Here is a 15222-nt window from a genome sequence, read left to right on the forward strand (position 1 = left end):
ACGACCTCCTTAATCTTTTTTACAACAGGATTCAAATATCTCCTTCTGCTCTTTGATTTTTTGGTCAATCTTGGAACAATCTTTGTGCTCAATTTTTCTCTGGCACCGTTCCATTTCAAGAGCAACTAATTTTTTCTTAATTTTAAGCATTTTTTTGCTCATATGCGCTTGGTCTAGCACGCCCACCGCTCGTTCGTGGTGGGTTGATTCAACAAAATTCTGGCGCATGGCATCCAGCTTTTCACGTAGGTATTGTTTATCCATGTTTATATCTCTCTAATTTTTCAATCATTACTAAAAATGGTGGATTGTTGACTTGGTTTAAAGTTCGGTAAATGGCAGCTGTGTACTCTTGTTGGTTCAACTGGCTAACAAAATCCAAAACAGCATCCCTCTCGAGGTCGCCTCCTTCATGACCATAGTAGATCATGATAGCAATCCGTCCCCCTTTGACAAGTAAATGGCATAACTTTTCTAATGCTTCAATCGTTGTCTGAGGTCGGGTGATGACAGACTTATCAGCTGACGGCAGATAGCCCAGATTAAAAATCCCTGCCTTGGCTTCTGTCACAAACTGGTCCAGTGTCTCATGACCTTGCAAGATTAACTGGGCATTTGTCATTCCAGCCTGGTCCAAACGCTCTTGGGTCTTTTCCAAGGCTTGCTCCTGAATATCAAAAGCATAGACTTGCTTGGCTAGCTTGGCCAGAAAAAGCGTGTCATGGCCATTTCCCATAGTCGCATCCACTACGATATCCTCTTTTGTCACTACCTCAGACAAAAAATCATGTGCCATCTCAAGTGGTCTTTTCATTTTCAAACTCCTGTTTTACAGCCTTGCATCCTTGAACGCTTCCACGACGTCGCATCTCCGTCTCAATACTATTAAGGACTTCCCATTTATTGAGGCTCCACATAGGCCCAATCAGCATATCCCTAGGTGCATCTCCCGTGATTCGATGGATGACGATATGCTTGGGAATGATTTCCAGTTGGTCACAGATGACCTTAACATATTCGTCCTGGCTCATCAACTGCAAACGTCCCTCGTGGTAATCTCGTTGCATACGCGTATTGGTCATCAGGTGAAGCAAGTGCAATTTAATCCCTTGAATATCGTTATCCGTGACACAGCGGCGGACATTTTCAATCATCATCTCATGGGTTTCACCAGGCAAGCCGTTGATCAGATGGGAAACAATCTCAATCTTGGGATACTTTCTCAAACGCTTGACCGTTTCCACGTACAACTCATAGGAATGGGCGCGGTTAATCAGGTCAGAGGTTGTTTCATAAGTGGTTTGCAAGCCCAATTCAACCGTCACATGCATGCGTTCCGATAACTCAGCCAAATATTCAATGGTTGCGTCTGGTAAACAGTCTGGGCGCGTTCCGATATTGATTCCTACCACACCTGGCTCGTTGATAGCCTGTTCATAGCGCTCTCGAATAACTTCCACCTTTTCATGGGTGTTGGTAAAATTTTGAAAATAAACCAGATACTTCTGAACATCCGGCCACTTACGATGCATAAAGTCAATTTCCTTATAAAATTGCTCACGGATAGGCGCATCTGGTGCTACAATAGCATCTCCAGAACCAGAAACCGTACAAAAAGTACAGCCTCCATGAGCCACAGTTCCATCACGATTGGGACAATCAAATCCCGCATCAATAGGGACTTTAAAGGTCTTTTCTCCAAATAGTTTTCGATAATAATCATTCAAGGTGTTATAAGATTTCATAACTTTCATTATAACAAAAAACACCCACAATCTCAAAAGCCTGACTTTCCTATAAATTCCTCTGTTTCTCGTTTCCATTAGCCATTTTTTATGATACAATATGGGTATGATTTTAATGAAATTAGCATCTATTTTATTATTGATACTGACCTTAGTCGTCTGCATTATCATAAGCAAACTTTTTAGATTAAAAAAACTAGGACGAAATTTTGCGGATTTGGCCTTTCCAGTTTTAATATTTGAGTATTACTTGATTACAGCTAAAACCTTTACCCATAATTTTCTCCCTAGACTGGGACTAGCCCTCTCACTTCTAGCCATTATTCTCGTTTTTTTCTTCCTTTTGAAAAAACGTAGCTTTTACTATCCTAAATTCATCAAATTCTTCTGGCGTGCAGGATTCTTATTAACCCTTGTTATGTATATTGAGATGATTGTTGAATTGATGGCCCAGAAATAAAAAACTAAATCGAAAACACCTCAATCAAACTAAAATACAGTGATTGAAGTGTTTTTTCTTTATCTATTTTTTCATCAATTCCTATTTTCCTTCTTTATCAGGAAAGAGATAACCAATCCCTACACAAGCTAGCACACCTGCTCCAATGACCAAGCCATTTGAAATTGGCAACAGGTCCAAAATTGCATTTGCGATGATAAAGGCAATAGTTAAACACATCAGACTAGCCTTGTAATCCTTTTTCAAAAGATTCTCTAGTGTGAAAAAGAGGAACAAACCTACCGGAATCAATGACCAGAGGTTGACATTAAAATTTGGCCATCCAACAGAACCAAAATACACTACTGTCGCTGCTGCTAGTAAAAATACAATCCCCAATAACTTTTTCATTTGTTTATCTCCGATTTCTTTTTTAGGAACTTGAGTTATCTGATATTGATGCCTCACGTCCCTTACAAAAATCATTATAGCAGAGGTCAGTTTCAAGAACAAGTTCGTTTGCCTATCTGGTCTCTATACCAGTCTAAGTGGTCTGATTTTCTTTAAAAAGAAAAAGAAGCCTGATAAGACTTCTTCACTTTGCCGATTGCAGGGATCGAACCTGTGACCTAGGCTTTACGAGTGCCTTGCTCTACCAACTGAGCTAAATCGGCTATTACACTTACAGTATAGCACTCTGAGAATAGATGTCAAGGAATTTTCATCTCTATTAGAAAAAAGCCTGTCCTGAGACAAGGCTTTGAGTTTCTTCATCTTAGGATCCAGCACTTTCGTAGGAATCCAAGCCCCTGTCCCAGAGTTTAAGGGAAATACTAAAAAAGACAAGGGAAATCAAAATCAAACCTCCGATGTTAAAGATTACATCCTTGTCCTGCAAGAAATAGCTGGCAGGATAGTAGGCCGTAAAGGCAAAAGGCACAATAAAGCTAATCAACCATCGAAGAAGGGAATTGTAAATCGAAATGGGATACTTGGCAAAGTCATTAAACATATAGAAAATGTAAATCATAGCCCCTGACTGCTTGGTCCAAAAAGCGATACTAGCTGTCGCGATTTTAAGAGAAGTATAAATCAAGGTCGCAAAAGGAATGCAGACTAGGAAAATCAGGAATTTTGGAAGAGTCCAATCAATGCTAGTCACTGTTGTTCCCAATAGGATACCACCGACCAAGAGTTCGCCCAAAGCATCAATCTGAAAGGTCTCAACCAAGATGTGAAAGAGAGGATTGATAGGACGCGTCAGATACTTGTCAAACTCCCCTTTTCGCACCAAACGTTGCCCCAGTGCCCAGAGATTGTCAAAAAAGAGATGGTCCAAGCCCTTGGGAATCAAGGAAAAACCATAGATAAAGGCAATTTCTTGGAAGGACCAGCCTTCTAGCGAGGGGATATGTTGAAAGATGACATTGAGAAACAAGAGGTTCAAGCCTTGGGTCAGAAAAACTCCCAGGACACCAACTACAAAATCCACCTTGTATTCCATGATTTGTTTGATGTATTGTCTAATAAAAATCAGATGCATGCGTTGATATTTTTTCATACTAACCTCCCTGAATGGTGATAAAGGACTGGACTCGTTTCCAAATCAACTGAGACAAGCCCACCATCACTAAGAGCCAGAAAAATTGTAGCAAAATCGCCTGAATCATCTGACTGGCATCGTATTTCCCAACGATAATCATGACCGGAGTGTAAATCAAGGATGAAAAAGGCAGGAAGGAGAGAATATCTGAAACAACCTTTGGAAAGAAAGCCAAGGGAATCAAACTTCCAGACATAAAAGCCACTATGGAAGTCTTAAGTAGATTGGAACCCCATAGATTTTTAAACACAAAGGCTGAAAACCCAAAACAGATATTAAAGAAAAAGTTAATCAGATAGGCCAGCGTTAAGCTAAAGAGGTAAAGGACAGTTAATCCCAGCACTTCTACAATCTCTTGCCCAGATACGATTTTCATCAAGACAATGACACTTAAAAATGGAAGGCCAACAGAGATAAAAATCAACCACTTGGACCCAAGCTCAGTGAAAAGATAAGAGGCCGCAAAATGCACTGGTCTCAGTAAGCGCATGATAATGGAACCATCCTTGACCTCCTCCCCAATCATAAAGGACGAATCTGACCTAGTCAGAAGATTGGTCACAAAACTCATGATGATGTAGAGGGTGATATCTGCCATACTGAAGCCCTGAATCAAAGACTCTTGTGAGGAATCAAAGACAGCCTTCCAAAGATAAAAGGCAACAAAAGCCCCCATGACATCGCCGATCCGATAAAGAATAAAGTTGACTCGATAGGTGATCAACTCCTGAACCCCTGCATTGATAAAGGGTTTATAACGTCTCCACATTTTGACCATCTTAGAGCTCCTTTCGGTAGAAACGGCGGATAATATCCTCGATATCCGTATCCACCATCTTCAAATCGCGGATTTCAAAATCAGACAGGGTTTGCTTAATAATATCAGCTGATTGGTAGCGAGAACTATCGAATTCAATGTTAAGACTATTTCCTTGTCTATCAACGGTCATATCAGACAAGCCTTCATAGTGAGAGGCGAGATGACTTTGACCTGGCACCAGTTCAAAGGAGAGAGTCTTCATCTTACCAAAGGTCTCCTTGAGTTGGCTCACCGTTCCATCAAAAATCTCCTGCCCCTTATCAATCATAAAAATCCGATCACAAAGTTGCTCAATGTCGCTCAGGTCGTGAGTGGTCAGGAGAATGGTCGTCTCTTCCTCCTGATTGATCTGAGTAATAGCCCGACGAATGTTATCCTTGACCGAAACGTCCAAACCAATGGTCGGCTCATCTAAAAAGAGAACCTTGGGATTGTGAAGCAAAGAGGCTGCAATGTCCGCCCGCATGCGCTGTCCCAATGAAAGAGTTCGCACAGGATCCTTGATAAAGTCCTTCAAATCCAAGACTTCATTCAAAAAATCCATGCGCTTATGAAAGAGCGAGTCTGGAACATCATAAATCTCTTTCAAAACCGTGTAGGTCTCTTGCAGTGCCAAATCCCACCACAGCTGGGTGCGTTGTCCAAAGACTACACCAATATCTTTGACATAATCTTGACGATTATCCTGAGGAATCTTGCCGTTAATCCTACAAAAACCAGATGTCGGCTTTAAAATCCCGGTCAGCATTTTAATGGTTGTCGACTTCCCAGCACCATTTGCCCCGATAAAGCCTAAAATCTGCCCCTTGGGAACCTCAAAGGTCAAATCCTTAACCGCTTCAAAGGTCTGCTTTTCAGGATGAATAAAGGAGCGCAAAGCCCCCTTCAAGCCCGGTTCCTTAACTGTCTTCACAAAATTTTTCTGAAGATGTTCCACTTCTATCATTGCCATATCTATCTCCCTATCGTAAGGAATAGAAAATCGTATTTTCGAACACAAGTATTCTAAATCCTTACTTTCTACACCTTCTACATTTTATTATTACAGAAAGCTTTATACCAACCTATTATAGTCCAATAAAAACTAGAATGCAAGCGTTTGCCTAAAATTTGTGAAATTGAAAATTTTTCTCTTAAAATAATACTTTTAATCAAAAATTCTGTTTGATAGTTTAAATTACCAACCTACCATCCTTCCCTACTAAAACAGCCCTTGACTTTCTCGATCTTTTTTTGTAATGTATATGTAATACACTATCATTACAAGGAGAAATGCCATGTCAACACTTAAACGAGACCGAGTTTATAACTTCCGCGTCAATACTCAACTATTTGAAGAAGCAAAAACCATCCTAGAAAGCCAAAACATCAGCCTTTCAGATGCCCTCAACCTCTTTGTAGAACAAATCGTCCTTGAAAAAGGTCTCCCAATTAAAACAGCCGACCAACTCAAAGCAGAAATCTTCCTAGGCGAACTCAAGTCAGAACTAGATAAAGGCTACCAAGACATCATCGAGGGGCGTCTCTACGACGCAGACGAGGTCTTTTCAAAGTATGGACTATAAAGTACGCTTTACAGAACAAGCCAGACAAGACTTGGACAATATTTTCATCCACTACTCCACAGACTTCAGTGAAAACATAGCCAAGAAAGTCTTCACTCGTCTCCAACAAATTACCAACCTACTCACCTTCTCACCAGAGGGCGGTATTAACTTTGACCATAAAATCGGATACTCCCTCTATCCAGAAAATATGCTCAGAATGATTGTCTCTAAACAATACCTACTCTTTTACCTCGTTCATGAAAAAGAAGTCCATATCCTGAGAATTATCAACTCACGCACCGACTACCTAAACCAACTCGACCACCTCTTTCAACATATCCAAGACTGAGAAGTAAGCTCTCTGTCTTTTTATTTACTGTAAATCAATTGCATATGAAAAAGCATAAACAAGGATTTTTTAAAACTCCCAATCCTCTAACATATTGAGGAGCTCCCCAACGTTCGACTCATGCACAAGCTCGCGTTTGTAGAGAACAGCAATCAAAGCATGGAAACCATTCTCTTTTTAGACTCAAAATGACGAGATTGTGGACCTCTACAGGTCCAATAACTTTTAACATTATAGTTGATTGAATCTGGAATAGTCCGCCGAGTTTTCTAAAACATTGTTATAAGTTGGTTTAAATCCCCCAATCAATTTGTCCATTTTTTATCTCATTTCACTATACAATAAGTGAGGCCGAAAAAGTCTGTAAAATTAAAAAACGCATAATATCAGGTCTTGAAAACTTGATACTATGCGTTTTATTGTGGCTTCATTTTATCCTGAAATGAAGTTTTTGCCCATCCTCATTAAGGACAATCTGTTCATTGCAAACAAATGATACCCATTAGAAAGATTAGTCTTCTTTTTTCTTGCGAGCAAGAAGTCCAAATCCACCTAGAACTCCAAGGAGTCCAAGTGCAGCTAGACTAGCGTTAGCTTCTGTACCTGTGTTAGGCAATTCTTTTTGACCATCAACATATTTAGGTGTTGCTGGCATTTGAGGTTTAGATGGCTGTTCAGGTATTGCTGGAGTTGCTGGCTCTACCGGTTGTGCTGGTTGAGTCGGTTCAACCGGTGTTGGAGTTGGCATCTCAACTTTACGGAAGATATGTCTGATATTTCCATTTGAATCTGTCACAGTCTTCACATATTCGTAACCTGGAATTGTTCCCGGTTCTTTAGAACCTGGCTCACTTGGTTTCAATGGATTTCCATTCTCATCAGTCCAAGTAGTTGTATTTTGCTTACCTGGATTTGGTTGAGGAACAGGTGAAGGTGTTGGAGCTGGTGGTGTTACTTTTTCATAAACATGAACAGTATCTCCATTTGACAGTTTCTTCGTTTCTACGAATCTGTATTCTGGAATGTCTTTCTTATCGACTGTTCCCGGTTCACTTGGATAGTTAGGAATTTCGTTTCCTTCTTTATCTTTGAAGAAGGTACTTACTTTTTCGTAGATATGTTCAGTATCACCATTTGGTAATTTCTTCGTTTCTACGAATCTGTATTCTGGGATGTCTTTCTTATCGACTGTACCTGGCTCACTTGGATAGTTTGGAATCTCTTTGCCTTCTTTATCTTTGAAGAAGGTACTTACTTTTTCGTAGATATGTTCAGTATCACCATTTGGTAATTTCTTAGTCTCTACGAATCTGTATTCTGGGATGTCTTTCTTATCGACTGTACCTGGCTCACTTGGATAGTTTGGAATCTCGTTGCCTTCTTTATCTTTGAAGAAGGTACTTACTTTTTCGTAGATGTGTTCGATATCTCCGTTTGGAAGTTTCTTAGTCTCTACGAATTTATAACCTGGAATCGTTTTAGCCGGGGTTTCTCCTTCTTCTGTTGATTTCACAGGGTTGTTGTCTTTATCAACAGTAATAAGATTACCTTCCTTATCCTTGAATGTTGTTGTTACTTTTTCGTAGATGTGTTCGATATCTCCGTTTGGAAGTTTCTTAGTCTCTACGAATTTATAACCTGGGATCGTTTTAGCTGGGATTTCTCCTTTTTCTGTTGATTTCACAGGATTGTTGTCTTTATCAACAGTAATAAGATTGCCTTCCTTATCCTTGAATGTTGTTGTTACTTTTTCATAGATATGAGTAGTATTACCCTTGCCATCAACTTTAGTTTCAACAAATCTATAGCCCGGGAAGTCCTTCTTATCAACTTTGCCATCTTCTGTAGTACTTCCTGAAACAACATTCCCATCTGTGTCTTTAAACTCCGTTACAGGACGCACAGTTGGAGTATAAGTTTCAGAAACTACTTTGCCATTGACGTCTTTCACTTGAACTGTTACTCCAGAAGTTTTCCCTACGAAATCTTTTTCTGGTGTAAATTCAATGACTCCATCCTTAAGTACATATGTTCCTTCTCCTGGAACTACAACTTCTTTCACTTCTTTACCAGTTTTATCAACTAATGTCAGAGTAAACTTATCAAGTTCAACTTTTTCATGACCTTTATTAAAGTTTACTGTTGTATTATCTTGATCTGGCGTATCAAATACTACAGGAGATGTTTGAATAGTTCCACGAGCTCCTTCAGTAACCGATGAAGCACCTGTTGGAGTTACAGCTGTCACCGTTGGGGTGTAGGTAGTCGTTGTCGCTGTTCCGTTGGCATCTTTCACTTGAACTGTTACTGGAGTTGCCTTTCCTACGAAACTTGAAAGAGGTTGGAAGGTGATGGTGTTGGTGTCTTTGTTTAGACTGTAGGTACCTTGATCTGCCACTGTGACAGTTGTAGTTTCTGCTCCATTGGCATCAAGAAGCGTTACCGTTCCTTTATCTAGCTCAACAGACTTCGCAACAGTTTCAACCATAGCACTACCTTTAGTAAAGTTCACAGTGCTAGCGTCTGTATCTGCAGTATCATACTTAATAACTGAAGTCTGCGCTTGTCCTTGCGGTCCAGTTGTCTCTGAAGCTTCAGAGCTTGGTGTTACTGGAATAACTGTTGGGGTGTAGGTAGCTTCTTTCGTAATGCTTGCAGTTTCATTCTTGGCATTTTTAACAGTCGCAGTTGCTTCAACTTTGATGGCATCTGGTGTCCCCTTATACGCACCATCTGGTTGGAAGGTGACTTTACCTGTCGTTGAATCAATTGTATACCTACCAACTGATTGAACAACTACAGATGTTTCATCTGTCGCTTGGCCTGTAGTTGGATCCACAAGCTTATAGCCTGTGATAGTCGTTGTTGCTTCTGCTCCATTTGACAAGGCAAAGGTTGGAGTTCCTTCTTGTTCTGCCCCTTGAATATCTTTCGATGTCACATCAGTCGACGTTAGAGAAACTGGAGTAACTGTCGGAGTGTAAGTCGCGGTTGATGTTTCACCATTTGAGTCCGTTGCTTGAACAGTAACACCTGTTCCCTTCTTTTTATATGATGGATCTGGTACGAAGGTCACAAGACCTGTTGTTGGTTCAATTGTGTATGTTCCTTCATTTGCAATTGTCACACTATCTGTTGCTTGATTTGTTTCTGGAGAAATCAACTGATGCTTCACAACTGTTACACTCTTGTCTGAAGTCTTAAAGGTTGGAGTTCCACTTTGAGTAGCCCCTTGAATACCAGTCGATGTAGCATCTTCAGATGTCATGGTTACATCTGTTACCGTTGGGGTGTAAGTCGTTGTTGTCGCTGTTCCGTTGGCATCTTTCACTTGAACTGTTACTGGAGTTGCCTTGCCTACAAAGCTTGAAAGAGGTTGGAAGGTGATGGTGTTGGTGTCTTTGTTTAGACTGTAGGTACCTTGATCTGCCACTGTGACAGTTGTAGTTTCTGCTCCATTGGCATCAAGAAGCGTTACCGTTCCTTTATCTAGCTCAACAGACTTCTCAACAGTTTCAACCATAGCACTACCTTTAGTAAAGTTCACAGTGCTAGCGTCTGTATCTGCAGTATCATACTTAATAACTGAAGTCTGGGCTTGTCCTTGCGGTCCAGTTGTCTCTGAAGCTTCAGAGCTTGGTGTTACTGGAATAACTGTTGGGGTGTAGGTAGCTTCTTTCGTAATGCTTGCAGTTTCATTCTTGGCATTTTTAACAGTCGCAGTTGCTTCAACTTTGATGGCATCTGGTGTTCCCTTATACGCACCATCTGGTTGGAAGGTTACTTTACCTGTCGTTGAATCAATTGTATACCTACCAACTGATTGAACAACTACAGATGTTTCATCTGTCGCTTGGCCTGTAGTTGGATCCACAAGTTTATAGCCTGTGATAGTCGTTGTTGCTTCTGCTCCATTTGACAAGGCAAAGGTTGGAGTTCCTTCTTGTTCTGCCCCTTGAATATCTTTCGATGTCACATCAGTCGACGTTAGAGAAACTGGAGTAACTGTCGGAGTGTAGGTAGCGGTTGAGGTTTCACCATTTGAGTCCGTTGCTTGAACAGTAACACCTGTTCCCTTCTTTTTATATGATGGATCTGGTACGAAGGTCACAAGACCTGTTGTTGGTTCAATTGTGTATGTTCCTTCATTTGCAATTGTAACACTAGTAGTTGGTTGCATCGTTGATGGATCAAGCAACTGACGTGTTGCAATCGTTACTGATGGATCTGATGTTTCAAATCCTGGTGTTCCACTTTGAGTAGCCCCTTGAATACCAGTCGATGTGGCATCTTCAGATGTCATGGTCACAGCTGTTACCGTTGGAGTGTAAGTCGTTGTTGTCGCTGTTCCGTTGTCATCCTTCACTTGAACTGTTACTGGAGTTGCCTTTCCTACGAAACTTGAAAGAGGTTGGAAGGTGATGGTGTTGGTGTCTTTGTTTAGACTGTAGGTACCTTGATTGGCCACTGTGACAGTTGTAGTTTCTGCTCCATTGGCATCAAGAAGCGTTACCGTTCCCTTATCTAACTCAACAGACTCCTCAACATTTTCAACCATAGCACTACCTTTAGTAAAGTTCACAGTGCTAGCGTCTGTATCTGCAGTGTCATACTTAATAACTGAAGTCTGGGCTTGTCCTTGCGGCCCAGTTGTCTTAGAAGCTTCAGAGCTTGGAGTTACTGGAATAACTGTTGGGGTGTAGGTAGCTGTCGCAGTTGCAGTGAGTGGGTTGCCAGTAGTATCATTAGAAAATGTTACTGTCAAACGTACTGTAACTGCTGGTGCTTCCCCTGTAAAGTCTTTTTCAGGAGTGAAAGTGACCAATCCTGTATCTTTATCAATCTTGTAAGTACCTATTGTCTTACCATCTTTTGTAGCCGTTACAGAGCCATCTATCGCTCCTTCAAGGCTATAGAGTTTTGTTCCCTGATCAATCTTTTTCTCAGTTTCGACATCTGTTTTAAACTCAAATGTTAGGTCACCTGTTTGTGGTTCCCCTTGAATAGCCAATGATTTCGTAGGTTGACCCTCTATATCCATAGGAGTAACAGTAATAGTGTAGACTGTTCTTGCCGTGGATGTGTTTGCACCATGATCTGTACCCGCTGTTGTCTCACCCACGTTTGTCTCATCTACTAGATTAGTATTACTATCCATAACATCTACTGTAACCGTATAAACACCAACTTCTGTCAATTTTAAGCTTGTTGCATCTGGGTAATTATGAGCATCACCAGTCTTTGTGTAAGATGCAACCACCCCACCATTTGGATCAGTTACTGTAATAGTTGTTATCTTGGTATTGTGACTAGTCTTGAAAGTTTTCTCAGCATCACTTGTAGATGGAAGTGAGTCATCTTCTGCATCAGCTACTGTCACATGAGCATCAGTTGTTACCGTACTTACTCCGTCCAAACTGCGATCTACTAAGTCTACAGTTGTATTCATCTTAGTTGTATAAGAAGTAGAAGTAACAGTTGGTTTTCTATTGATAATCGTAGCTTCGTCCGTTGATTCTGCTGTAGTAGCCTTAACCACACCAGAAAATCCTGATGAAGTAGATACTTCCCAATGATCATCATCTGTCTTTGTAGCTGTCACTACTGACTGATCCGATGACGACCATGTGTTCGTAGCTTTATCGTAAGAAACTGTTACATAGGTTCCATTCCCCACTGTTGTAGCTAAGGTATTTTCTCTCGCATAGACTGTTTCTTTACGAGTCACATCATTAACTGCCGTAACCTTTCCTGTAGCATCATAACTACGGTTATAGGCATAAATATAGAACTTGATAGAGCCATCCGCTTGCACAGAGGTGTAAACTTCTCTATTCGTTACATCATAAGTACCATCTCCGTGATCGGTTCTAACAGTCGCATATTCAGCTGGTAGTTCCCAACGTCCACTTGTTTTATTCAAGGTTGCAACATGTGACGAGTTATCATTATCTTGGAGTGTGACAGATGAACGCATCAAGGATGCTGTAACAGCTTCTGTTTTAGCATAAACAGATATCTTATTTACACCAGCTGTTGCTGTCATTTCACTTGTAACTTTTAATTTAAATTGTTCACCAACTGTTCCGACTAATTCACCAGCTGTCACTGCTGTATTTGTAGTTCCCTCCGCGGCAACATACCACTTGCCTTCTCTATTTTCAAGTGCTGTGACACTTCCATCAGGCATGGTCACCTTGGCATAGGTAGCTCCTTTAGAGATAGTCACTGGGACTTCTGTTCCATATGCAGCAATGTTGAGGACATCAATTTTAGGTGCTACCTTAACTGTGATACCTGCATGGGTTTCTTGCCCCTGGGTTGTCCAACCATTCGCACCTGTTGGCTGGTTCCAGTCCTTAGCATAGGCTGTAACATAATAAATACCAGCTTCCGTTGGAGTCCCACTAATCAAAGCCTTCCCTGTATAACCCGTAGTCGCACCGTCAGGACTAGTTAAGGTTTTATTTCCATCTAAGGCATAGGTCAATCCCGGAATCTCTGTATCCACGGCACGAGCTGTTCCAGTAGCTGTCACAATATTACCCGAGATTCCTGTAGTACTTGGCCCATATTGATTACGGACTGTAACATCTGTCCCATCTGCTAGCGTATAGCTAACATTAGCACCGCCAGACATGGCACGAGAACCTGAAGTATCTGAGTAGTGGATATCAATACTATTTGTAGAGTGACCTTGTTCATTGGTAAAGCTACTTTCACCAACCTTTCCTTCAAAGACCTCTCCATTGGTTCCAATGTTTGGTGGAGTTGTGTCTTGCCAACCGATCCAACCCCCACGAAGATTTCGGTATACTGCACGTACAGTAGCATTGGTTTGGGTATTGGTATAGGTCACATACATCCGCGTATCATATACCCCATTTGCCAGACCATCTGTCACAATCTTCCCCTGAATAGTATCTGTAGCTGCATTATAGGTTAAACCTGTTGGTAAGTTTGTCGGCTCTACCTTTGAGACCACCCAGCCAGCTGTGGCTGCTTTCTCTGTCACACTAAATCGTCCCTTGATCTTTTCGATATAGACACGGTCAGTACCTTGCTCATAAACATAATGATAGATGTGGGTTGCAAGGTATTCATATCCTCCTCCTGCACCAAAAACTACATTATTATACGTTGAAATTCTTGACCCATCTGCACGGAGTTTTCCTTTCCAGAGGGGAGCTTCTGCAGCCAAGGCTTCTGCTTGTTCCTTAGTTAGAGGAAAATCCACTCGACCTTTATTATTATTTCCGGAACCTGAGTTACCAGGATTCGTGTCGGTCCCTGTCCGTTGGTGAGAGTATACGACTGCTTCCAGAGTCGTAATATCTCCACTGATTCTATCAGTTGAGACATCTCCGTTTGTAGCGGCAGTTGCACCAAAGGTATAGATATCCTTACCTGTTGCAGAGGCTTCTGTTGTAGCTGTTGAAACTATCTTATAAGTGCCATCTCCCTGCGGAATGGATATATAATCTTTGGCATTTGGTTGTACAATTACACCACCGGCAGGAGGCGTATCAGCCAAGGAAACAGAAAATTCTTCTTTGCCTGTTTTACGGAGAGTAACATAGACAGCTTCAATAGAGGACTGTAATTCTGCCATAGATTGGTTAAGGGCTTGAGCACTCGCATCACCATTTGCTAAAGCAGCCTTTGCTTCTGTAATTTTAGCAGTATTGCTGGCTATGGCAGCTCTAATAGCACTCTTGACATCTTCAGAAAGGCTTGAATCATTTGCTTCTTTTTCCAAAAAACTATTTGCTAAACGATTGGTTACATCCGCCTCTGACACTCGCTTTTCTAACTCTACTTTTTCAGATGATTGATTTGTTTCTGCTGTATCGACTTGATTAGCTTGTGCTTGACTAGACGCCTCTGCGATTACAGTAATAGCATTTGTTAGGGCTTGGACTTGCTGAGCGACCTCTTCTTGACTTGGTTTAGCTTCTAAAACCGCTTGCGCACTTGTCAATGTTTGATTAGCAAAGTCAAGAGCTAGACTGTCTGTCCCCTTAGTAGCCGACTGGATTGCAGTACGTAAGGTCAAAATTTTCGATTGTAGTTCTGCCTTATCTGCAACTGTTTCTGTAGAGGATTCAGTTGCCGCTGCTTCGGTATTCTCATCGCTAGCTTGGGATGAGGCAGTATCTTCACCGCCGTCCCTAGTTAGGACTGGTTCTGCGTCATAAGTAGTGGGTTTAGATGAGTTAGCACCTTGATTAGCACCCTCATCGCCTATGGTCGGTGTTGGAGTAGCTGTTGAAGATAGTTCATTACCTCCTTCTACTTCTGTCGCTGAAACCGCACCAGCTCCAAGAAACATCAAACCAGCCGCAATTGCCACTGATGCTGCCCCAAAACTATACTTACGAATACCATATCGAAGGTATCTTTCAGTTCTAAAATCTTGTTGACCTCTCTTCATGAGATTCAACCTCCTTGATTTATTTTATTCGTGTTGATTTAAAGCATTAGGGCAAATAAAAAGCCCCCCCCCTTAAATTTTTTAGTAATATTAAGAGAAGAACATCTTAAAAAAGATTGCTAAATAATTGTACACATTTCAGTTCATTATAGCATTTATATTTGTAGCATTCAAGTATTATAACTGGTAATTATTGAGTTTGAATGAGTGTTTTTTAATTTTATTAGAGATTTTTCTATTTTTCATTAACGATGATCAATGCTTTAGTATAAAACCAATTTAAAT

General features: G+C 41.0%; 11 protein-coding genes and 1 tRNA gene. 3 read left to right on the top strand and 9 right to left on the bottom strand.

Annotated features, from left to right (window positions below):
• Positions 1-9 precede the first annotated feature (9 nt).
• From HWX15_RS02395 to mnmL, 3 genes are read right to left on the bottom strand one after another with little or no spacing between them, the layout of a single operon-like run.
• Positions 10-264: a hypothetical protein gene (locus HWX15_RS02395; RefSeq protein WP_000361085.1), complete on the bottom strand. Its 255-nt coding sequence runs from the start codon at positions 262-264 to the stop codon at positions 10-12.
• Entirely contained in the window at positions 257-814 is a 558-nt protein-coding gene (gene mnmM, locus HWX15_RS02400; protein WP_175880162.1) for a tRNA 5-(aminomethyl)-2-thiouridylate-methyltransferase MnmM, read from the bottom strand. The genes HWX15_RS02395 and mnmM overlap by 8 nt, the downstream gene beginning before the upstream one ends.
• Entirely contained in the window at positions 798-1754 is a 957-nt protein-coding gene (gene mnmL, locus HWX15_RS02405; RefSeq protein WP_175880163.1) for a tRNA modification radical SAM protein MnmL/YtqA, read from the bottom strand. Before mnmL ends, mnmM begins: the two co-directional genes overlap by 17 nt.
• 91 nt (positions 1755-1845) lie before the next feature.
• Between mnmL and HWX15_RS02410 the strand changes: the two genes are divergently transcribed.
• Entirely contained in the window at positions 1846-2205 is a 360-nt protein-coding gene (locus tag HWX15_RS02410) for a DUF3397 family protein (RefSeq protein WP_173283308.1), read from the top strand.
• 81 nt (positions 2206-2286) lie between these two features.
• Here HWX15_RS02410 and HWX15_RS02415 read toward each other — a convergent pair whose 3' ends face one another.
• The 5 genes from HWX15_RS02415 to HWX15_RS02435 form a co-directional block, all read right to left on the bottom strand.
• Positions 2287-2595, bottom strand: coding sequence for a hypothetical protein (locus HWX15_RS02415; protein WP_175880164.1), 309 nt, complete (start codon positions 2593-2595; stop codon positions 2287-2289).
• A 190-nt stretch (positions 2596-2785) separates the two neighbouring features.
• Positions 2786-2858, bottom strand: a tRNA-Thr gene (locus HWX15_RS02420).
• Positions 2859-2959: 101 nt separating this feature from the next.
• Positions 2960-3745: an ABC transporter permease gene (locus tag HWX15_RS02425; protein WP_175880165.1), complete on the bottom strand. Its 786-nt coding sequence runs from the start codon at positions 3743-3745 to the stop codon at positions 2960-2962.
• A gap of 1 nt (position 3746) precedes the next feature.
• Positions 3747-4565 carry an ABC transporter permease gene (locus HWX15_RS02430; RefSeq protein ID WP_175880166.1) on the bottom strand — a complete coding sequence of 273 codons (819 nt, stop codon included), beginning with the start codon at positions 4563-4565 and terminating at the stop codon, positions 3747-3749.
• Between the two features lies 1 nt (position 4566).
• Positions 4567-5559 carry an ABC transporter ATP-binding protein gene (locus tag HWX15_RS02435; protein ID WP_175880167.1) on the bottom strand — a complete coding sequence of 331 codons (993 nt, stop codon included), beginning with the start codon at positions 5557-5559 and terminating at the stop codon, positions 4567-4569.
• 325 nt (positions 5560-5884) lie between these two features.
• On the opposite strand from HWX15_RS02435, the gene relB reads away from it, so the two are divergent.
• Both relB and HWX15_RS02445 read left to right on the top strand, forming a co-directional pair.
• Positions 5885-6172, top strand: a complete 288-nt coding sequence (relB, locus tag HWX15_RS02440) for a type II toxin-antitoxin system RelB/ParD family antitoxin (RefSeq protein WP_175880168.1) — start codon at positions 5885-5887, stop codon at positions 6170-6172.
• Complete coding sequence (locus HWX15_RS02445) at positions 6162-6503, top strand: type II toxin-antitoxin system RelE/ParE family toxin (protein WP_057487307.1); 342 nt, start codon at positions 6162-6164, stop codon at positions 6501-6503. Before relB ends, HWX15_RS02445 begins: the two co-directional genes overlap by 11 nt.
• Before the next feature lie 511 nt (positions 6504-7014).
• Here HWX15_RS02445 and HWX15_RS02450 read toward each other — a convergent pair.
• Positions 7015-14937, bottom strand: coding sequence for a YSIRK-type signal peptide-containing protein (locus HWX15_RS02450; protein ID WP_175880169.1), 7923 nt, complete (start codon positions 14935-14937; stop codon positions 7015-7017).
• Positions 14938-15222 lie beyond the last annotated feature (285 nt).

Source organism: Streptococcus thalassemiae, from assembly GCF_903645285.1.
In the GTDB taxonomy this organism is placed as follows: Bacteria; Bacillota; Bacilli; order Lactobacillales; family Streptococcaceae; genus Streptococcus; species Streptococcus thalassemiae.